This window comes from Porphyromonas endodontalis, from assembly GCF_052173515.1.
GTDB lineage: Bacteria > Bacteroidota > Bacteroidia > Bacteroidales > Porphyromonadaceae > Porphyromonas > Porphyromonas endodontalis_A.
In genome coordinates this window covers 53,304-73,933 of sequence record NZ_JBQMYL010000011.1, presented here as the reverse complement: position 1 = coordinate 73,933, position 20,630 = coordinate 53,304, and the positions used below count along the sequence as shown (strand labels likewise).

The 20,630-nt window shown below is 47.5% G+C and carries 17 protein-coding genes; 14 read left to right on the top strand and 3 right to left on the bottom strand.

Going from position 1 to position 20,630, the window contains the following annotated elements; all coding sequences use genetic code 11:
* Positions 1-307: 307 nt before the first annotated feature.
* The 3 genes from ACTTHR_RS06610 to ACTTHR_RS06600 all read left to right on the top strand — a co-directional run bounded on the left by ACTTHR_RS06610 (position 308) and on the right by ACTTHR_RS06600 (position 4,425).
* Entirely contained in the window at positions 308-2,677 is a 2,370-nt protein-coding gene (locus ACTTHR_RS06610; RefSeq protein WP_442605599.1) for a TonB-dependent receptor, read from the top strand.
* A gap of 46 nt (positions 2,678-2,723) precedes the next feature.
* Positions 2,724-3,929 carry a DUF4374 domain-containing protein gene (locus ACTTHR_RS06605; protein ID WP_424777181.1) on the top strand — a complete coding sequence of 402 codons (1,206 nt, stop codon included), beginning with the start codon at positions 2,724-2,726 and terminating at the stop codon, positions 3,927-3,929.
* Positions 3,930-4,086: 157 nt separating this feature from the next.
* Positions 4,087-4,425 (top strand): hypothetical protein, encoded by a 339-nt coding sequence (locus ACTTHR_RS06600; RefSeq protein WP_442605598.1) that lies wholly within the window; start codon positions 4,087-4,089, stop codon positions 4,423-4,425.
* Between the two features lie 324 nt (positions 4,426-4,749).
* Here the strand turns inward: ACTTHR_RS06600 and ACTTHR_RS06595 are convergent, their stop codons facing one another.
* From ACTTHR_RS06595 to ACTTHR_RS06585, 3 genes are all read right to left on the bottom strand, one after another.
* Entirely contained in the window at positions 4,750-5,262 is a 513-nt protein-coding gene (locus ACTTHR_RS06595) for a TIGR00645 family protein (RefSeq protein ID WP_424777183.1), read from the bottom strand.
* A gap of 28 nt (positions 5,263-5,290) precedes the next feature.
* Complete coding sequence (locus tag ACTTHR_RS06590) at positions 5,291-5,911, bottom strand: DUF262 domain-containing protein (protein ID WP_442605597.1); 621 nt, start codon at positions 5,909-5,911, stop codon at positions 5,291-5,293.
* Between the two features lie 67 nt (positions 5,912-5,978).
* On the bottom strand, positions 5,979-6,209 hold the full coding sequence (locus tag ACTTHR_RS06585) for a hypothetical protein (protein ID WP_442605596.1): 231 nt from the start codon (positions 6,207-6,209) through the stop codon (positions 5,979-5,981).
* 567 nt (positions 6,210-6,776) lie between these two features.
* On the opposite strand from ACTTHR_RS06585, the gene ACTTHR_RS06580 reads away from it, so the two are divergent.
* From ACTTHR_RS06580 to lpxA, 11 genes are all read left to right on the top strand, one after another.
* Positions 6,777-8,390, top strand: a complete 1,614-nt coding sequence (locus ACTTHR_RS06580) for a THUMP domain-containing class I SAM-dependent RNA methyltransferase (RefSeq protein ID WP_442605595.1) — start codon at positions 6,777-6,779, stop codon at positions 8,388-8,390.
* A gap of 26 nt (positions 8,391-8,416) precedes the next feature.
* Complete coding sequence (locus ACTTHR_RS06575) at positions 8,417-10,633, top strand: DPP IV N-terminal domain-containing protein (RefSeq protein ID WP_442605594.1); 2,217 nt, start codon at positions 8,417-8,419, stop codon at positions 10,631-10,633.
* Positions 10,634-10,695: 62 nt separating this feature from the next.
* Complete coding sequence (gene purD, locus ACTTHR_RS06570; RefSeq protein ID WP_442605600.1) at positions 10,696-12,000, top strand: phosphoribosylamine--glycine ligase; 1,305 nt, start codon at positions 10,696-10,698, stop codon at positions 11,998-12,000.
* A gap of 158 nt (positions 12,001-12,158) precedes the next feature.
* Positions 12,159-13,139, top strand: coding sequence for a hypothetical protein (locus ACTTHR_RS06565; RefSeq protein ID WP_442605593.1), 981 nt, complete (start codon positions 12,159-12,161; stop codon positions 13,137-13,139).
* Positions 13,140-13,257: 118 nt separating this feature from the next.
* Positions 13,258-14,211, top strand: a complete 954-nt coding sequence (locus tag ACTTHR_RS06560) for a glucosaminidase domain-containing protein (protein WP_442605592.1) — start codon at positions 13,258-13,260, stop codon at positions 14,209-14,211.
* A 16-nt stretch (positions 14,212-14,227) separates the two neighbouring features.
* Positions 14,228-15,394, top strand: a complete 1,167-nt coding sequence (locus ACTTHR_RS06555) for an AIR synthase related protein (protein WP_442605591.1) — start codon at positions 14,228-14,230, stop codon at positions 15,392-15,394.
* On the top strand, positions 15,395-16,483 hold the full coding sequence (gene prfA, locus ACTTHR_RS06550) for a peptide chain release factor 1 (RefSeq protein WP_442605590.1): 1,089 nt from the start codon (positions 15,395-15,397) through the stop codon (positions 16,481-16,483).
* A gap of 44 nt (positions 16,484-16,527) precedes the next feature.
* Positions 16,528-17,358 (top strand): orotidine-5'-phosphate decarboxylase, encoded by an 831-nt coding sequence (gene pyrF / locus ACTTHR_RS06545; RefSeq protein WP_442605589.1) that lies wholly within the window; start codon positions 16,528-16,530, stop codon positions 17,356-17,358.
* Between the two features lie 28 nt (positions 17,359-17,386).
* Positions 17,387-18,439, top strand: a complete 1,053-nt coding sequence (gene lpxD, locus ACTTHR_RS06540; RefSeq protein ID WP_276775370.1) for a UDP-3-O-(3-hydroxymyristoyl)glucosamine N-acyltransferase — start codon at positions 17,387-17,389, stop codon at positions 18,437-18,439.
* A complete protein-coding gene (locus ACTTHR_RS06535) occupies positions 18,421-19,800 on the top strand; it encodes a bifunctional UDP-3-O-[3-hydroxymyristoyl] N-acetylglucosamine deacetylase/3-hydroxyacyl-ACP dehydratase (protein WP_442605588.1) in 1,380 nt (459 codons plus the stop codon). The genes lpxD and ACTTHR_RS06535 overlap by 19 nt, the downstream gene beginning before the upstream one ends.
* Positions 19,801-19,816: 16 nt before the next feature.
* On the top strand, positions 19,817-20,608 hold the full coding sequence (lpxA, locus tag ACTTHR_RS06530) for an acyl-ACP--UDP-N-acetylglucosamine O-acyltransferase (RefSeq protein WP_314942226.1): 792 nt from the start codon (positions 19,817-19,819) through the stop codon (positions 20,606-20,608).
* Positions 20,609-20,630 lie beyond the last annotated feature (22 nt).

The following is a 20,630-nucleotide window of genomic DNA, read 5'->3' as shown; positions in this document are numbered from 1 at the left end:
AATTGGAAATTACTTTTACTGAAAGGGTGGAACTATCATCATCAGAGTTCATTATACAACACCTATTTTTAGGTATTGTATCACTTCCTTACCTTTTCTATCTTTGCACCGAATAAATTTCATTCTTATGATAAGAAATAAACACGACATACCACAGGGATATGGGTTCCCGTTAAGCCAAGCGCACCGTTCAAGAGAAAAACGATGTGCTTTTTTGTGAACAAAACCAATCAATGTTTATTTTTAATAAAATAGGATTATTCCAAGTGCTTAAAGGTCAAAGAGAATATGGATTTAAACAATAATCATGAGCGATAAGAATATACTTCACAACTTCCTATTGGTGCTAATTCTCTCATTTACATGGCAGAATATATTTGCTCAAAAGATTGTTTTTGGGCAAATTACTGATGGACAAACCCTCCAGCCGTTAGACGGAGTCTCTGTAATTTTGGAAAATTCCAATATAGGTACAATTTCTAATCACATAGGTATGTTTAGAATGGAACTTCCATCAAAAAGCAGTAAGAGGATTAAAGTACAATATATGGGGTACAAAAGTCGTAATATAATCCTCAATGAAAAATTATGCGTCAATGACAGTATTTGCTGCAATGTGGAACTGCAACCAGAAAACAACATTTTGTCTGATGTGATTGTGCTTGGGAAGAGCAAGGCACAGAGGCATCGTGAAGTACCATCGGCAATAACGATTATAGATAGTCAAGAACTTAAATACAAAACTGCAACATTGAACGAGATTCTTGACAATGCTGCTGGCATCAAGGTGGCTCAACAAGGTGGATTAGGTAATGCCTCGCGTATTATCATACAGGGAATGGACGGCAAGCGCATCGGTATTTTCATCAATGGCATGCCTATGGGCAACTCTGATGAATTTCAGCTCAGCAGCATTCCCATTGATATGGTAGATGAGGTGGAGATATACAAAGGTATTATTCCTGCATGGTTGGGAGGTGATGGATTAGGAGGAGCGGTGAATATCCGACTGAAAGACTTTAAGAAAAATCATTTGGAAATGGCATTTGAGGCTGCATCATACAATACATATATTGGTAGTTTGCAACTGAAACATTATTTGGGCAAGACTTCAACGGCTCTGCATGCTGGTGCAACGATGAACTATGCCAAAAACAATTATAGTTTTTCTTCTCCTTTTGAATTGGGACGCATCATTCACCGCGACCACGACGCATATACGCATGGTGGTTTCAATGTGGGTATAAGTAGTCAGCAATGGTGGTTCGACCAGTTTGACCTAACATTGAGTGCCGACTATTATCGCAAAGAGATACAAGGTGGACTGATAAATGTGCAGAACAATATCCAGCATGCTTTCACACGAACACGTTCTGCAAGCACTTCGCTGAGCCTTGAAAAAAGTTTCTTGAAAGGAAAACTTACCGCACAGTTCCATTCAATCGTCGGATTCAGTCTTGTCAATCAAGTGGATACATCCCATTACTGTTACGATTTCATCGGCAACAGGTTTCCAAGTGGCTCTGGACGCGGAGAAATAGGTGCCGTTCCAAACGACTCGCACGATAGGCACACCACTGTCCGTGAATTACTCAACCTTACTTATAAGATTGGCAACAATCAACTTGTAACATGGACTACCAACTACCGCTATGGATGCAAGATGCCCAAGGACGAACTTGCCGACAGCTATTCACGACTGCCTACCAGTGGTTATCCAAGCCGATTGCATAGCATTGTGTCGGGATTGACACACGAACTAAAGTTGTATGGCGGAAAATTCACTAACGAGTTGGGAATTAAACTCTTTAATCACCATTCCGAAGTCCTTCCGTTTGCAGAAGCAATCATGTTGCAAGACAAACTCAAGGCATCGACCAACCACAGCACTATGGCAGGCTGGAGCGAGGCAGTGGCATTGCATCTTCTTCCGAACAATGCCCTGACACTGAAAGCCGCCGTGCAATCGACAGTCAGAATGCCTATCGCCGAAGAGTTGTTTGGTGATGGTGTACTGCTGCTGCCGTCAGAAAAACTACGTCCCGAACGTAGCTTCAATATCAATGCAGGAGCGATATGGCTCATCAATGCCATGCGTTATCCACAAGTGCGGATAGGAATAAATACCTTCTACATGAGCGCAAAGGATATGATTAAGCTGATGTACAGTTCCATGAATATGGCATATGACAATATTGGAAAGGTTAGGGTGATGGGCATTGATATGGAAATGGAGAGCAAACTGAACCGCTGGCTCGATTTGCAGGGAAACATCACATGGCAGGATGCCCGCGATATGAGAAAGGAAGCCGTAGGCGGTGGAGAGAACTTTCACTACCGCTATCGCATTCCCAATATGCCGTATCTGTTTGGTAACGTTGGGGTACGTCTGCACAAAGACGGCTTGTTAAGTAAATCTTCTTCTTCAGCCTTTGCCTCTACTTTCGGATTCACTAAAGCGTTCAGCTATAATTGGGAGGCAAGCAACCACAACACGATGCTCATACCTGCAAGATATTGCTGGGACGTTGCCGTACATCATTCTTTTAACAAACGTTGCCAGCTTAGCTTTGAGATACGCAACATACTTAATCGTGAGAATTGGGCAGAATTTAGATACCCGATGGAAAGGCGTACGTTTCACTTGAAAATGAAATATATAATCAACAAGATATAAACATTAAATAGGAAAAAGTATGAGAACTAACAAATTCTTATGGGCATTGCCCTGTCTTACGTTGCTGTTTGCGGCAACCCTGTCTTCTTGTTCTGAAAAGGACCACGACCAACCTGTAACCAAACATCACTTCCTAATGTCAGCACAAGCCGACAATGGTTTCTTCATTACGAGTTTTGAAAACTTCAACGAGGGTACGTCCGTGTCTTACGACAAGGCGATAACACTCCCCACAGGACACCTCTTTATGGAGAAATACGGAAAGAATGTTTATCTTCAGTCAGGCTCAATGTATGGTTTTGGTGGTGAGCAGACCCTTTACAAATACGAAGTGAATGCTAACGGACAACTTTCTGCCCAGCCAATGAGCAAACTCTCTTTTCCAGGTTCTCCCAACGTGGTGGAAATTATATTCGCAAGCGAGACCAAAGCCTATGCCGTCACATGCGCAAGCCGTGGACAGCTAATCGTGTTCAATCCCACCACAATGAGCGTAACGAAGGAAATAGACCTTTCACCTTATGCTGAGGGCGACAAAGACCCTGACGGTGGCAATGGTATCGTGCGTGATGGCAAGTTGTTCCTTCCACTCAACCAAGCGAAGTCCATGAAAGAAATCCTTGTAACACCAGCACAGGTGGCTGTCATTGATGTGGCGACAGACAAGGTGGAAAAAGTCATAAAAGACGACCGTGCAACAAGTCTTGGCATGGTAGGGCATACATCGCCTGTTATAGATGAGGCTGGTAACATTTATTTCCATACAGGTCCTCGTGCGGCAATGATGTGCCAGTTTATGCCAGGTAAGGGATACAAGGACGGACTGCTACGCATCAAGAAAGGTGAAACAGAGTTTGACAAGGATTTCTATATGAGTCTGCAAACAACAGAAGGAGCTGAAATAGGTTCTTACGGCATGTATATGGCTTATGGTGGCAATGGAAAAATCTACACATTCCTCTACAAACCATCATTGGTGAAAGACCCAAACGACCATACCTATATTGTCAATAAATGCTACGTTCCTTACGAGATAGACGTGAACAAGAAAACAGGTCGCATACTTCCTCTTCCGGCCTCATGCGGTTGGGCTGCCAATGCCATCATCAAAGTTGGAAGCTCCATCTATTTCGGTGAACATACCGACAATGGAATAGGATTCTATCGCTACGATATGGCAACAGGGAAAGGTTTCATGCAACCAAGCGTGAAGACTCCGAATGGTGCTTACAAGGTTATTTCACTTGATTAAAACAACTAACGGGTGAGCATTGCAAGCCTCTACAGTAAAGAAAGCTTGCAATGCTTACCCAATTAAACGATTATAAATATTCAATCACTTTAAAACTCCTTCAATAATGAAAGAAAATATAAAACTATCGTTTCTTTGGGTTGCAATAGTAGCAGGTATGTCTTCGCATTCTCTGATGGACGTGATGCCGCTTTTTTGGAATGCGGATATAGCCATTTCCAACGATGGTGTAGCTCCAGTATCGATGCTTGTGATGATGGCTGTTGTGTCATACACGCTTCCCATTACCGGGTTGCTTCTTTCGCTCTATGCCGTTAAGCGTTGCTACAAGATGGTACATTTCTGTCTTGCAGCACTTCTTGCCCTATTCTGTACGGTACATAGCATGGAACTGATATTCAGCTTTGAACTTCAGCAGCTCTTTATACATCTAATGCTGGTCATATTGAGTATTACTCTTGTTTATGAAGCATGGAAATGGTATAAGAAAGTATAGGTTATTCGTGAAAGCTAATGAGCTTTTATTTGCCACGTAATTTCGCTCCGGATTGCTGCCTAGAAATAAAAAGAATCTCAGGCAGAAGTACACTCCCTTTCTGGGTGAAATAAAAAAATTTTCCAGGTAGCAACCCACTCACTTTCCAGCTGAATCAAAAAAGGAATATGTACTTGTACGAAAAGTACATTCCCTCATTATTAAGCAAAATAGCAAGAAATATCGAAAAAGTCTGATGAGGGAATATCCAAGAGCAAAAAGAAAGGGAGGGATCCTTCAAAAGATCTCTCCCTCTCTTGTTTTTAGGACAAAGGCACTATCTTCTTAGTGTTGTACATGTCCAATTTTATCCATAAACGTAATAGCCAAAGCAGATAATACAAATACAATATGAATCACAATCTGCATCGTAGTACGCTGGGGATCAATATTCTCCGCAACAAAAGTCTCCAACAGATGTACGGCAGAAATACTGATGAGAGAAATCATCAGTTTGTGTTTTAGTGCATTGGGATTTATCTTCCCAAGGTAACTAAACTGATTATTATCTTTATTTTTCTCAATGATTTCCAATTGACTAACAAAAGACCAATAGCCCCCAATAACGCATACAATGATTAAGTTTAAAACCATTGACACATCCACCACGCCTATAGCCAACATAAGCATGGCTTCCTCAGAAAACACTCCCACATTCATAAGAGTATGTATAACTTCCTTACAAAACACAAAGGAATACATTCCCATCACGATACACATTCCGAGATAAACAGGCACTTGAAGCCAGCGACTTTGGAAGATGCACCATTCAACTACTCTCTCAATCTTATTCCACATATCTTTACCTTTTATTTTTATTTGGGGGTTAAAGTATAGCAGCCTCGGTGGTCTCTTTCACCACATGTGTGGTACATGAAGCATTTGTGATAGCTCTAAGAAGTTTTAAGAGCATTGGCTCCTCCATTTTCTCCAGAGTCTCCGTGAAGTAATCAAAGGCATCTACAATTCTAGCTTTTGACACAGTATCAATGCCATTATGGGCATTAGAAGTTCGGTCTATCACATAGTCTCGAAACATTTGATTGTCGTAATCAACCGTAGAGAAACGGTATTGCGTTCCTTGTTTGATGGTCTTGCAGTAAGTCACAAACAAATCATCATCAAAATCTTTGATGCTCTCGGTTCGTCTATTTTCTAGCAACCGCTTGTACAAGGCGGATATAAAAATGATAGTCGTTGTCAAGCGTTGTTGCCCATCAATAATAGCGTATTCATTCCCTTCTCTTTTTTCAAAAAGGAAGTGTCCGAAATAATATGGAGATTCAGACTTACTATTGACATAATCCTGCAAATCCGACAAAAAAGTATTCACCTGCTTCAAAGTTTTTTCGGACTTGTCCGTATCCCAAGAATATGCGCGCTGATAGTTAGGAACAACGATAGAGTTATCAGCAAGTAATGCTGATATGTTTGTTAAGGATTCCATAAAGAGTTATTACGAGCACTTTCCCTAGACTCCAAGATCTAGTCTCAGAATCTAGGGAAGAAAAGGATTAATGTGCAGAACGTGTATTTATCTTCTTTCCGAAGCGGTCATAGGTGTCTAACCAAGCACTTCTTCGTACAACGAAAGTATCGCCTGTAACACTGACAATAATTCCAATGGTCTCACTTAATGTCTTGTACTTCTTACCATTTTCATCGTAAAGGTCGTACCACGCACTACGTCTGACGATGAAGAAATGAGGTCCATAACCAACCACTTCACCAATAGTTTGTGACAATGTTTTCACTTTTTTCCCTTGCTCGTTGATAATATCATACCAAGCACTACGGGGTTCAATCATAGAAATTGCCATAATGTTTCTCAATGGTCAGACAGCCCCCTCTAGACCTAAAAAAAATCACACATGCAGAAGCGTGGAACTGTATGCACCACGTCCTAATGCTCAGGCCCTGAGAAAACCTTAATAGACAGATGTGGGATAACAGCCCCACGCTATACGCGCGGAGACCATCACACCTTCTCTTGTCTATTGTTGCTTTAAGTTTCTCAGGCTTCGAGCATACAAGACGAAGACATAACGCCTCTTTTATAAAAAGCGAAGCAGATGAACTACTCCGCATACGAAAGTAATACTTTTTACCGAGAACCCACAAAGTATCATAAAAAAACTATCTAGAATAAGTCTTCTTTGAAGATCTATTCAAGTAGAGAGTGGCATCACTACCGATACTGATTCCTATTGTCGTAATTCTCTGGTAGAACACACTGAGGAAAACAGCTAGAGACTATACAGAGGTATAGGGGATTTGCGTACTTTTGTAGGAAAGAGAGATTAAGCGACTATATGGGAAACAAAACAACATCCACCCCCAAGCAACAAAGGGATGCACATGCTACCCAACATCACCTCTCCTCCTACGTGGCAAAGACCCTGTACGGATTGGAGGACGTGCTAGCCGATGAACTAGAAGCCCTCGGGGCTTACGACATAGAAATAGGGCGCCGTATGGTGCGTTTTAGAGGCGATAAACGTATGCTATACCTTACCAATTATCGTTTGCGTACGGCCCTACGCATCCTCAAACCCATCTACGAATTCAACTGCGAAAGCATCGAAGACCTCTACGAGACCCTCCGCCAATTCGAGTGGGACCGGTACCTCCGATGCGACCAAACATTCCTCATAGACCCCGTAGTTTTCTCCGATAGGTTCAGCAATAGTCGCTACGTGAGCTATCGAGTAAAAGATGCCATTGCGGACTACTTTGTGGCCAATACTCCCGATGGGAAACGCCCCTCGGTACGCATGGATACTCCCGACGTTCGCTTTAATATTCACATTGCACAAAAGCATGTTACCCTCTCTTTGGATAGTTCGGGAGATAGCCTCCACAAACGTGGATACAAAGTAAAACAGACCCCGGCTCCTCTCAGCGAAGTACTCGCTGCCGGTATCCTACTCAAAGCCGGATGGAAGGGGCAGTGCGACCTTATAGACCCGATGTGTGGTTCGGGCACCTTTGCCATCGAAGCAGCTCTGATTGCTCGAGGTGTGGCAGCAGGCGCATGGCGCACCAAATACGCCTTCGAAGAGTGGGCGGACTTCGATGCCGACCTCTGGCGAGAAGTACAAGAAGACCCCAACTTCGAGACTCCCTTTGAGCACCATATCTACGCCAGCGATATAGCCAACGATGCCTATACGGTAACGAATGCCAACGTGCAGCATATGGGATTAGGGCACGACATTACTGTAGAGCATATGGCCATGCAACGCCGCAATGCCCCCGAGGCTCCCGTACTGATGGTACTCAACCCTCCCTATGGAGAGCGGCTCACTCGGTTCGATTTGGAGGCGCTCTATAGCATGATCGGCAGTGAACTCAAGCACAAATATGCCGGCTCTAAAGTTTGGATTATAGCCCCCAAGAATAAGCTATTCAACGCTATTGGCCTGCGTCACTCCTCTCGCCTCGATTTGCTCAATGGCGACCTCGAGTGCGAACTAAGGAGCTACGAACTATTCGAGGGCAAGCGCGACGATTTCAAACGCGACCTAGCCGAGGGGAAAACACGCACGTATGCATCCTCTCGTCCCTACCGCGAACGCAAGCAGGAGCGCACCCCGAGGGAGAAACGCCCCGAGAGGGAGCCATTTGAGGGCAAGCGTGACGATTTCAAACGCGACCTAGCCGAGGGGAAAACACGCACGTATGCATCCTCTCGTCCCTACCGCGAACGCAAGCAGGAGCGCACCCCGAGGGAGAAAGGCCCCGAGAGGGAAAAGACATTCAAAAACACCTCTCCCGCGACAGAAGAAAAGACACGTCGCCCCCGATTTGGAGGGAAAGGGCAACACGGATCTAGAGGACCCAAAGACAGATTCGGCAGACGAGGGGATGAAGATCGCCCCTCACGCAAATCTCGCATCCAAGTCTTCGACGATAGTAATCAGTAGTGAAACCAAACGAAATATACAAGTATATGAGAAACAGAACTCTGCATACCCTATTTCTCGCCACCCTGCTTACCGGGAGTGCAATCTACGGCTATGCACAAGATGCCCAAGGGCTCTATAGCCTGGAGGAGGTAACCCCGGGAGGGCAAAAGTTCATCAGCAACTACTACCCCAAATATATCCCTCGCTTGCAATGGATAGGAGACCGTTGTACCTATCTAGAGGGGGATAAACTGATGGAAAGCAATGCCAAAGAGCAAAGTCCCAAGGTATTACTTACTGTTAGTGAGATACAAAACCTAATCACAGGAGAGGATCTCCTACACATGTATCATGGGCAACTACCCCATTACTACCCCATTGAGGGAGAGCCATCTCTCCTTGCGGTGCAAACATGGCGTGCCATCTATATTATCGATCTTTCTCAGAAAAAGCTTCTTCGCAGCCTTTCGCTCCAGAGCCAAGGGGATACTGCCGATGAGCTTGTAGAGCTATCGCCCGATGCCAAGTGGCTTATCGCAAGAAGCAGCGATGGCACTCTTTACATGCAGCAACTAGAGGAGGCAGGGAGCGACAAGCGCACACAACGCCTCGTTATCGCCCAAAACGAAGGGGATACAATCGTCTATGGGGAGTCTGTTCATCAGCGTGAGTTTGGTATCGAGAAGGGGATCTTCTGGAGCCCCAATGGCAGCAAAGTTGCCTTCTACCGCATGGATCAATCCATGGTAGCTCCCTATCCTTTGGTAGACATCACCCCACACAAGGCAAAAGAGGTGCCTGTACGCTATCCCATGGCGGGCGAGCCTTCGCACCACGTTACCCTGGGAGTATTCGATCGCACTACGGGGCAAACGGTCTATATGCAAACGGGAGGCGACCCCGAGCACTACCTTACCAACATTGCTTGGGATCCCGACAATCGTTCGCTCTACATTGCCGAAGTGAATCGGGGGCAGAACCACAACGAAGTCAATCGCTACGATGCCCAATCGGGAGCTAGGCTTGCCACGCTGTTTGTGGAGAATGACCCCAAATACATTGAGCCGCAATCTCCCATGATTTTCTTGCCTGCCAACGATGGGCGTTACCTCTGGCTCTCTCGCAAAGATGGCTACAACCACTTCTATCTTGGCTCTACCCGTAAAGCAAACTCTCTACAACAAATTACCCGAGGAGAGTGGGAGGTGACAGAATTCAAGGGCTTCTCTCAAGACGGCAAGACCATCTTTTTTGAGGCAACAGCGGCTTCGCCTCTAGAGACTCGCCTCTACAGCATAGGCATTAATGGCAAAAATTTTGTGGACCTAACCCCCATAGAGGGAGTGCACCATACAAGCCTCAACGCTTCTAAAACAGCGTTTATAGACACCTATTCGTCCCCTACGACACCTCGCATCAGCCGCATCGTTAGTACTAAGGGGAAAGAAGAAAAGCAACTACTCAAGGCGGAAGATCCCACAAAAAATGCCATCATGCCCGAGATTACACTGGGTACCCTAACGGCACGTGATGGCAAGACGACACTGCACTATCGCCTCCTCAAACCGATTAACTTCGACCCGAACAAAAAGTACCCGACCATCATTTACGTTTATGGCGGTCCGCACGCTCAACTTGTGACCAAAGACTGGTTAGCCGGAGCCGGCGGTTGGGATGTGTATATGGCACAGCAGGGGTACGTTGTCTTCACCCTCGACAATAGAGGGAGTGCTCGCCGTGGGCGCGACTTTGAGCAGGTGATTCACCGCCAAGTAGGGACGGCCGAAATGGACGACCAAATGCGCGGAGTAGAATTCCTACAAAAGCGACCTTGGGTAGATACTGAGCGTATGGGTGTCTACGGATGGAGCTTTGGAGGCTTTATGACTACCAACCTGATGCTCACCCACAGCGACGTTTTCAAAGTAGGTGTAGCAGGAGGCCCCGTAATGGACTGGAGCCGTTACGAAGTAATGTACGGCGAACGCTACAACGATACTCCGCAAGAAAACCCCGAAGGGTACCAACAAAACAACCTCACACTCCGTGCCGGCGACCTCAAGGGACGCCTCCTTCTCATCCATGGTACCGTAGACAATGTGGTACTTTGGCAGCACGCACAAGCCTTTGTACAAGCATGTATTAACCAGCGTACATACCCCGATTGCATGTATTACCCGGGGCACGAACACAACGTACTGGGTAAAGATCGCGTACATCTAAACCAAACAATAACAAGATACTTCCAAGATCACCTATGAGCAAGATATACTATATCGCACAAGATGAGGAGCAAAAAGACCTCCTCCAATTAGATTCGATCATGCAAGAAAAACGAGCTAGCGAACGCCTCATCGTACTGCTTCTAGGCTCCGGGGGGCGCGAGTCTGCCATGGCATGGCGCATTGCCACCTCTCCCGAGGTAGAGCAACTCTACATTGCCCCGGGTAATGGAGGGAGTGAAATCTACGGCATCAATGTACCCGAGCTCTCGGGCAAAGACTTTGACGCAATCGCAGACTTTATTGCAAGTCATGGGGTCAACCTCTTGGTTTCCGGCCCCGAAGAGCCCCTTGTACAGGGCATTGCCGACTATTTTGCCGAGCGCAAAGAAGACTTCCCTCAACTCATGGTCGTAGGGCCCAATGCCCAAGGTGCACAGCTGGAGGGGAGCAAAGACTTTAGCAAAGCCTTTATGCAACGCTATGGTATCCCGACGGCAAGTTACCGCACCTTTGCAGCCAACGAAAAGAGTGAAGCCGTAGCTTATCTGCAAACCCTGCATCCTCCCTTTGTGCTCAAAGCCGATGGTTTGGCAGCCGGTAAAGGGGTGCTTATTGTTCCCACACTAGAGGAGGCTGCCGAAGGCTTCGACGACCTTGCCGAAGGCATTTGGGGGAGTAAGGGACAAAAAATAGTCATTGAAGAGTTCCTACAAGGCATTGAATGCTCCATATTTGTGGCAACCGATGGGGTCAATTACAAGGTACTCCCCGCAGCTAAAGACTACAAACGTATCGGCGATGGCGACATGGGACCCAATACGGGAGGGATGGGATCTGTTAGCCCCGTACCTTTTGCCGACGAGGCTTTTATGGAAAAGGTACGCCAACGTATCATAGAACCAACCCTACAAGGGTTGCGAGATGAACATATAGAGTACCGTGGATTTATCTTCCTCGGGCTGATGAATGTGAAAGGCGATCCCTATGTTATTGAGTACAATTGCCGCCTAGGAGACCCCGAGACGGAGACTGTTATGCTCCGCATCTCTAGCGATGTGGCTCTTCTCCTCAAGGCTATAGCTAGTGGCACACTCGACGAATACACATTGAGCGAAGACCCTCGCCCTGCCGCTAGTGTAATGCTCGTCTCCCGTGGTTACCCGGGAAGCTACAAAAAGGGGTACGAGATCACACTCCCCGATCCTCCCCACGACACTTGCCTCTTCCATGCCGGCACGCGTAAACTCGATGGCAAGATTGTAACCGATGGAGGGCGAGTACTCTCTGTAAGCTCTTACGGAGCTACCTCCGAAGCTGCCCTCAAACGGTGCTATACCATAGCCCAGCAGGTACTCTTCGAAGGGAAGAATTATCGCCACGATATTGGGCAAGATCTTCTCTAACTAAGGTATAAAGCGTCCCTATCCCCTCTCTAATAAAAATGTGGGGGTAGGGACTTTTCTATATATTGTTAGAATACTTCTAGTCAGATACTTCCCTACCCTCTACACCTCTTTCTCTCTCGGCTTATACTTCAGATTGCCATCTCTCCCCTCTTTAGATGCAATACAATACCTCCCCCTCCCCCGGCAAAATGCGAGGAGCTTTGCCACTCTCCTTTCTCCTAATCCTAGGGGCAGTGGTAGCTATCACACCCCTTTTCACTTCCTCACAGCTCTCCTTTTGGATGATGGAGACGCCCTTAGAAGTACCCGGGTGGATCCTCTCTGTAGGAGCAGGACTACTCATCATCCTAGCTTGTCTCCTCGTACGATTTCTCGCCAATACCTTTGTTCTTTATAACGAAGTAGACCGTCGCTGGTGTACCTTGCTGGCGACTCTTCTTTTTCTACTCTACCCCTCCGCTTGGAGCTCTAGCACGGCTCTTCTCTCCCTATTGCCCTACCTCGGGATTATCTTCAACCTCTACAATAGTTATCGCCACCCCGATCATCCTCTAGACCTCACGACAGCCGGGGTATTTATGGGCTTGGGGGTTTTACTTTACCCCCCATTTATAGCCTTACTTCCTCTCATTCTTTTTACAGCCATTGACCTCCGTGCCCTCTCTTTGCGTAGCAGTATCGGATTTTTCTTGGGACTTATTAGCATCTTTATTATTGCTACCCCTATTGTATTGTACAGCGAGCGTCTTCCCCATCTACAGCAGGCACTACAAGAGATAGTCACCCCTCGCCCCATCTGGCAAGAGGGGAATATGTTACCTCCTCCCCTACTCATAGCCGTAGCAGTTAGTACCTCTCTCTACGCTATCGCTACATTATTTGGCGTAATACGCTTGGGTGAAAAGAAAGTGCGAGTACGCCAACTTATGGCAGCACAGATGCGCCCAGCCCTCATGCTTCCTCTGGGGATTTTTTATTCACAGCACCTCGTTGGGCTTTCGCTCCTGAGCCTCATCCCGGCCTCTATGGTCATGGTTCTTGCCTTCCCAGCCCACGAGCGTAAGGTACGCTCTTTCTGGTTCATTGTACTCATCCTCAGCCTCCTTGTTGTTTGGAGTCTGCCATTCTTCTCATAGCCCCTCTGCTCTTCTTTAATAGAAAGCCCCTCTATCACGGATAGGTAGCCGCAAAAGCCGACGATGGCAAATCCGCGGCAAAATTGTACCTTTGTGGAGATAAGATACGAAACAGGCAATGCGAGCAAACCAGTTATTACGCGGGATCATAGTGCTACTATTCTCCCTCACTTCCTTACCACTCCTGTATGGACAGCGCATGAATGCCGCCTATCAAACCTATATCCGCAAGTATGCCAACGAAGCCATACACCAGATGAAGCGGCACAAGATACCTGCAAGTATCACAATCGCACAGGGACTGCTCGAGTCGAATGCAGGTGCAAGCACGCTGGCAAGTGTACACAACAATCACTTTGGGATCAAGTGTCACAAAACTTGGCAAGGCAATAGAGCCTATAAAGACGACGATGAAAAGGGAGAATGCTTCCGCAGTTACGATTCTCCCTTAGACTCCTATACCGATCACTCCTACTTCTTGCAACAACCTCGCTACAAGTCTTTATTCCAGCTCTCACTGGACGATTATCAAGGATGGGCCAAGGGATTGCAAAGATGTGGATACGCCACAGACAAAGGATATGCCAATAAACTCATTGCTCTTGTAGAGCTTTATAGTTTGTACGAACTCGACCGAGAAGCCTCCCCCTCGTGGATGAAAGGGAAAGCATCATCGCCCTCTTCCACACTAGAGAAGAAGCGAGAAAAGCAAACTACTTCCAAGCCCCCCAAAAAGCGAACCCAATACAATTGCTATGGTCTCGAGTACGTATTGGCAGAAGAGGGAGACTCCTTTGCAACAATAGCTCGCGATGTAAATATCGACGAAGAGAAGCTGGCAACCTTCAACGATGCTCCCGTAGACTTCCCCCTCAAAAAGGGAGATGTGATATATCTACAACGCAAAAACAAACATGGAGATAGCACCCAAGATCATGTAGTGAGCGTGGGAGAGTCTATGCACAGCATCTCACAACTCTACGGCATTCGCGTGGAGTATCTCTACAAAATCAATGGTTTAGACATAGAGAGTTACGTACCTCTAGAGGGAGATGTACTCCGGCTTTGGTAAAACGACAATCAGCACTATGAGCAACGAACGATATATGCAGCGTGGCGTCTCTGCTAGTAAAGAAGACGTACACAATGCAATCAAAAATGTAGACAAGGGGCTATACCCTCAGGCATTTTGTAAGATCATCCCCGACCTCTTGGGTGGGGACCCCGACTATTGCAACCTAATGCATGCCGATGGAGCCGGTACAAAGTCTTCCCTTGCTTACATCTATTGGCGTGAAACCGGCGACCTCTCCGTTTGGAAAGGGATAGCCCAAGACGCTCTCGTAATGAACCTCGACGACCTCCTCTGCGTAGGAGCAACCGACAACATCTTGCTCTCCTCCACCATTGGGCGCAACAAGTCTCTCATCCCGGGAGAAGTGATTGCAGAAATCATCAATGGTACAGAAGAGCTACTAGAGAACCTCCGCCAGCTAGGCGTAGGCATCTACTCCACAGGAGGAGAAACAGCAGATGTAGGCGACCTCGTGCGTACCATTATAGTGGATAGTACCGTAACCTGCCGAATGCGCCGTAGTGATGTGATAGACAATGCACGCATTGCCGGTGGAGACGTAATAGTAGGGCTTGCCTCCTATGGCCAAGCCTCCTATGAGCACCAATACAACGGCGGAATGGGGAGCAATGGGCTTACCTCCGCTCGGCACGACGTCTTAGGGAAATACCTTGCAGAGCGATTCCCCGAAAGTTTCGATGCCGCCATCCCTCAAGACCTTGTCTACAGTGGGTCTCGTTCTCTCTTAGAACCTGTGGAAGGTACACCTCTTAATATGGGGCAATTGATACTCTCCCCCACACGCACTTATGCCCCCGTAGTGGCTGCGGTGCTCCGAGAGCTTCGCCCCCAAATACATGGTATGGTACATTGCACCGGGGGAGCACAGACCAAGGTACTCCACTTTGTTCGAGGGAAGCATGTCGTAAAAGACAATCTTTTGCCCGTACCCCCACTCTTCCGCATCATTGCAGAAGAGAGCGGCGCCTCGGGAGAAGAGCTCTATAAAGTATTCAACATGGGGCATCGCCTAGAGTTTTACTTACCTCAGGAGGTGGCCAGTGATGTTATCGCCATCAGTCAGAGTTTCGGTATCGAAGCCCAAGTAATAGGGCATGTAGAAGACGCAGCAACGAATAGTCTCACCATACAATCGCCCTATGGCACTCTACGCTACTAAATGAACGAAGAGAAACTATTACAACACCTCCAGAACCTCGAATCTCGATTCGAAGAGGTTGCTTTGCTCATCACAGATCCCTCTGTAATAGCGGACGATAAGCGCTTTGTACGCCTCAGTAAAGAGTATCGCCGCCTGGAGGAGTTGCACCAAGCCCACGATGAATACAATCGCCTCAAGCTCAATCGCCAAGAAGCGATGGAGCTACTCAATGGGACAGATGATGAGGAGATGAAGGCTCTTGCCAAAGAGGAGATCGCCTTTGCCGACGAGCAATGCCCTCAATTGCAAGAAAAAATTGCCCTATTGCTCCTACCCGATGACCCCGAAGATGGGAAGAATGCCATCATGGAAATCCGTGCAGGTACGGGGGGAGACGAAGCCGCTCTATTCGCCCGTGACCTCTTTAAGATGTACACTCGCTTTGTAGAGGGGCTCGGCTGGCGTGTAGAGGTGAGTAGCTATACCGAGGGCACTCTCGGGGGATACAAAGAGATCGTTTTCTCCGTAACGGGAGACAATGCCTATGGCACCCTCAAGTACGAGTCCGGTGTACATCGTGTGCAACGTGTGCCGGAGACCGAGGCTCAGGGGCGCATCCATACTTCGGCTGCCACGGTTGCCGTATTCCCGGAAGCCGACGAGTTTGATGTAGAAATAAAGGAGAGCGATCTACGTATCGACACCTTTTGCTCCAGCGGTGCAGGGGGGCAATCCGTAAATACGACCTACTCGGCGGTGCGTATCGTACACGTACCTACCGGGATCACCGTGCAGAGCCAAGACGAGCGTTCGCAGCTCAAAAACAAAGCAAAAGCCCTCACGGAACTGCGTAGCCGCATCTACAATCTGGAGCATCAGAAGTACCTCGATGAGGTTGCCTCTCGCCGTAAAACGATGGTATCAACCGGCGATAGAAGTGCTAAAATACGAACCTATAACTATCCACAAGGTAGGCTAACCGACCACCGAATCGGGCTCACTCTGTACAACCTACAAGCCGTGCTCGATGGTGACCTAAAGCCCATTATCGATGCCCTCTCTGTGGCAGAAAATAGCGAACGATTGCAGGAAGCTGCCCTTAGCTAATCCCCGACTCCTATTATTCAAAAGGCATGTAATACATAGTTGCAATGACTAGACAAGAACTCATAGAAAACATAAAGCGGAAACGCTCCTTCCTTTGTGTAGGACTCGATACAGACCTCCGAAAGATACCCGAGCACCTCATGCGTACGGAAAATCCCATGCTCACCTTCAATCGTGCCATCATTGATGCCACCGCGGGCTCTTGTGTAGCATACAAGCCCAACGTAGCATTTTACGAATCCATGGGAGCCTTTGGAGTACAGGTATTGGAGCATACGGTCGCTTACATACGTGAGCAGTACCCCGATCAATTTATCATCATAGACGGTAAGCGAGGAGACATAGGCAACACTGGGATGCACTACGCTCGCTCTTCCTATGAGTACCTAAAAGCCGATGCACTTACCGTGGCTCCCTATATGGGACAGGATAGCGTAAAACCTTTTTTGGAGTACAAGGATAAGTGGGTTGTACTACTTGCTCTTACCTCCAATCAGGGGGCTAGCGACTTCCAACTGACCAAAAACGAAGAGGGAGACTTCTTCTTTGAGCAAGTACTCAAGACCAGCAGCCAATGGAGTGACGACGAGCATATGATGTACGTAGTGGGGGCAACCCAAGCCGAGTACCTGCAGCGCGTGCGCAACATTGTTCCTAATCATTTTCTTTTAGTGCCGGGCATCGGCGCACAAGGTGGGGATTTTGACCAACTCATAGAGCATGGTATGACCCAGGAGTGTGGTCTCCTCGTAAATTCTTCCCGAGGGATTCTCTATGCCGATAGTTCTGAGCATTTTGCATCTGCCGCAGCCAACGAGGCAGAGAACCTGCGCCGCAAAATGGAGACGGCTCTAATCAAACAAGGAATCATATAATCCCTAGTCTTAAGAGGGAAATAGAGTTATGCAGTTTACACTACAGAGTATTGCCACATTGCTGGGAGGTACTATTGAGGGAGATCCCCAAGCTATAGTATCCTCATTTGGACGTATAGAAGAGGCCATTGAGGGGCAACTCACCTTTCTTGCCAACCCCAAATACGAACCCCATATCTACACAACCCGAGCAACGGCCACTCTCGTTTCTGATCACTTTAGCCCCTCAGCTCCCGTCACTACCAACTTAATACGCGTTGCCGATCCCTATGCCGCTCTAGCTCAATTGATGCAATTGGCAACAGAAGAGATAGCTCCACGCTACGAGGGCGTAGCTAGTGAAGCCTTTATCCACCCCTCCGTAAAGCTCCCCAAGCACTGCTACATTGCTCCTTTTGCCTACATTGCCGAGGGAGTAACCTTGGGCGAAGGCTGCTCCATTTACCCATATACATACATCGGTAAGGGATGCAAGATTGGCGAGGGGAGTACCCTTTATCCCCATGTTACTATCTACCCGGGATGCGAGATAGGAGCACGCTGCACTCTCCATGCCGGAGTCGTAATCGGGGCTGATGGATTCGGCTTTGCGCCCTCCGAAGAAGGGTACAAGAAAATCCCCCAATTAGGCAACGTAGTCCTTGCCGATGACGTAGAGATCGGTGCCAATACGTGTATAGATCGCGCCGTAATGGGCAGTACAATCATCGGTAAAGGTGCCAAACTCGACAACTTGGTACAGGTGGCACACAACTGCTCCGTAGGCGAGCACACGGTAATGGCAGCCCAAGGCGGCATGGCAGGTTCTTCCCATATCGGGTCCTGGTGTCGCACAGGTGGACAGATTGGCATCGCCGGTCATGTTTCCGTAGGCAACCATGTTGATATGGGCGGCCAGACCGGTATCCTTGGCAATGTTGCGGATGGACGTAAACTCCTTGGCTCCCCGGCCATGGATCTCTCCACCGCAATGAGAGCCTACACTGTAGTGCCCAAATTACCACAACTACTCAGAAGACTCGAAGAGCTCGAAGATAAAATCAACAAATTATCCTCTACCCCATGCAACAGCAAACACTAAATGAAGCCCTCCACTTCGAAGGGATAGGGCTCCACACAGGTCTCCACATTACAATGACCCTACAGCCTGCTCCTATCAACACAGGATACCAAATTAGGCGTACAGATGTAGAGAATGCTCCTCTTATTCCGGCACTGGCAGAGCTAGTTTGCTCTACCGATCGCAGTACTGTACTCAAGAAGGGAGAGCTCTCAGTAAGCACTATCGAACACACCCTCAGCGCACTGTATGCCCTCGGAGTAGACAATTGTATCATAGAAGTTAATGCCCCTGAGTGCCCAATCCTCACGGGTAATTCTCAGCCTATTGTAGAGGCAATACAGCGAGTAGGTCTTGCCGAACAGAAGGCCGAACGCGAGTACTACATCATCAAAAAAAGGATGGAAGTAAGTGACCCTGATACGGGTGCTCGTATTATCCTCCTGCCCGATGACGAATTCGGTATCGATACACATATCTCATACCCTTCGCCTCTTTTGGGCAATCAATTCGCCTCATACGACAGCCATACAGACTATGCTTCGGAGATTGCTCCGGCTCGTAGTTTTGTCTTTGTTCGCGAGCTTCTTCCCCTCATCCAGAAGGGTCTGATACAAGGTGGACAGCTATCGAATGCTCTCGTTATCAACGACAGAGAGCTAAGCAAAGAGGAGAGAGAAGAACTAGGAAAAGTGCTACCTCAGGGGACCGAAATACCCACTACAATAGGATTCCTCAACCCCAATGAGGCCCTATCCGGAGAGCCGGCTCGGCACAAACTCCTCGACATCATAGGCGACCTTGCTCTCGTAGGGAAATTCATCCGTGGGCACGTTTTGGCCTACAGCCCCGGGCATGGCATCAACAATAAGATGGCACGCCTCCTGCGCAAAGAGATCAAACAGATCGAAGCCCAAGCCCCGGTATATGATCCCGATAAGGAGCCCATACTTGATATAAATCGCATCAAAGAATTGCTTCCTCACCGCTATCCCTTCCTCCTTGTAGATAAAATTATCGAGATCGGGCAAGATAACATCGTAGGAGTAAAGAGCGTATCGGGTAATGAACCTTTCTTCGTTGGACATTTCCCCAACGAACCCGTAATGCCCGGAGTACTCATTGTAGAAGCAATGGCACAGACGGGAGGATTGCTCGTTCTTAGTGCTATGGAAGAGGGAAGCGACTTCTCTACTTACTTCCTAAAAATCAACAATGTAAAATTCCGCCAGAAGGTTGTTCCCGGCGATACCCTAGTATTCCGTCTGCGCATGATGAGTGAGATAATACGAGGGATTGCCAATATGCGCGGTCTTGCTTATGTAGGAGAAAAACTCGTATGCGAGGCTGAGTTTATGGCACAGATTGTAAAGAACAACTAACTTTTTTCCCTATAAAATGAACACAACCACCATACACCCCACAGCCCTTGTTGCCCCCGAGGCTAAGCTAGCCGACAGGGTACAAATAGACGCCTTTGCCATAATAGAAGAAAATGTAGAGATAGGAGAGGGAACTCATATCCACAGCCATGCCATCATACGCAGTGGTGCTCGTATAGGGGCACACTGCGAGATCCATCCGGGAGCTGTGATAGCAGGGGTTCCCCAAGACCTAAAATTCCAAGGAGAGGAGACCCTTGCCTATATAGGGGACTACACGACCATCCGCGAGTATGCTACAGTCAATCGGGGGACAGCCTCCCGTGGTTATACCAAAATAGGAGACCATTGTCTCATCATGGCATACAGCCACATTGCCCACGACTGTGTACTACAAAATCATATCATTATAGGGAATGCCTCCCAAATAGCAGGAGAAGTAGAGATTGACGACTATGCTATACTAAGCGGAAGTGTACTTGTGCATCAGTTTGGTCGCATCTCGCAACATGCAATGATACAGGGGGGGAGTCGTGTTACCAAAGACATTCCTCCCTACACCCTAATTGGTCGCGACCCGATCGTGTACTGCGGCATCAATATCGTAGGACTGCGGCGTAGAGGATTCACCAATGAGCAAATTTTTCTCATTAACGACGTATATCGTACCCTCTACCAACGCGGACTTAACAATACAGAAGCCATTGCCACCATCGAACAAGAGATCCCATCTTCTCCTGAGCGTGACTTGATACTCAATTTTATCCGCTCTTCGGAGCGAGGTATTGTGCGGGGGAGTATGGACTAAAGCCTAAGCCCTCTCCTCTCTA

Bases quoted from the DNA above. Each gene is read 5' to 3' on its own strand.
- prfA (WP_442605590.1), top strand. From the start codon at position 15,395: ATGAACGAAGAGAAACTATTACAACACCTCCAGAACCTCGAATCTCGA.
- ACTTHR_RS06535 (WP_442605588.1), top strand. From the start codon at position 18,421: ATGCAACAGCAAACACTAAATGAAGCCCTCCACTTCGAAGGGATAGGG.
- ACTTHR_RS06595 (WP_424777183.1), bottom strand. From the start codon at position 5,262: ATGTGGAATAAGATTGAGAGAGTAGTTGAATGGTGCATCTTCCAAAGT.
- lpxA (WP_314942226.1), top strand. From the start codon at position 19,817: ATGAACACAACCACCATACACCCCACAGCCCTTGTTGCCCCCGAGGCT.
- ACTTHR_RS06565 (WP_442605593.1), top strand. From the start codon at position 12,159: ATGCAATACAATACCTCCCCCTCCCCCGGCAAAATGCGAGGAGCTTTG.
- ACTTHR_RS06580 (WP_442605595.1), top strand. From the start codon at position 6,777: ATGGGAAACAAAACAACATCCACCCCCAAGCAACAAAGGGATGCACAT.
- ACTTHR_RS06590 (WP_442605597.1), bottom strand. From the start codon at position 5,911: ATGGAATCCTTAACAAACATATCAGCATTACTTGCTGATAACTCTATC.
- ACTTHR_RS06600 (WP_442605598.1), top strand. From the start codon at position 4,087: ATGTCTTCGCATTCTCTGATGGACGTGATGCCGCTTTTTTGGAATGCG.
- ACTTHR_RS06560 (WP_442605592.1), top strand. From the start codon at position 13,258: ATGCGAGCAAACCAGTTATTACGCGGGATCATAGTGCTACTATTCTCC.
- ACTTHR_RS06610 (WP_442605599.1), top strand. From the start codon at position 308: ATGAGCGATAAGAATATACTTCACAACTTCCTATTGGTGCTAATTCTC.
- pyrF (WP_442605589.1), top strand. From the start codon at position 16,528: ATGACTAGACAAGAACTCATAGAAAACATAAAGCGGAAACGCTCCTTC.
- purD (WP_442605600.1), top strand. From the start codon at position 10,696: ATGCAAGAAAAACGAGCTAGCGAACGCCTCATCGTACTGCTTCTAGGC.
- ACTTHR_RS06555 (WP_442605591.1), top strand. From the start codon at position 14,228: ATGAGCAACGAACGATATATGCAGCGTGGCGTCTCTGCTAGTAAAGAA.
- lpxD (WP_276775370.1), top strand. From the start codon at position 17,387: ATGCAGTTTACACTACAGAGTATTGCCACATTGCTGGGAGGTACTATT.
- ACTTHR_RS06575 (WP_442605594.1), top strand. From the start codon at position 8,417: ATGAGAAACAGAACTCTGCATACCCTATTTCTCGCCACCCTGCTTACC.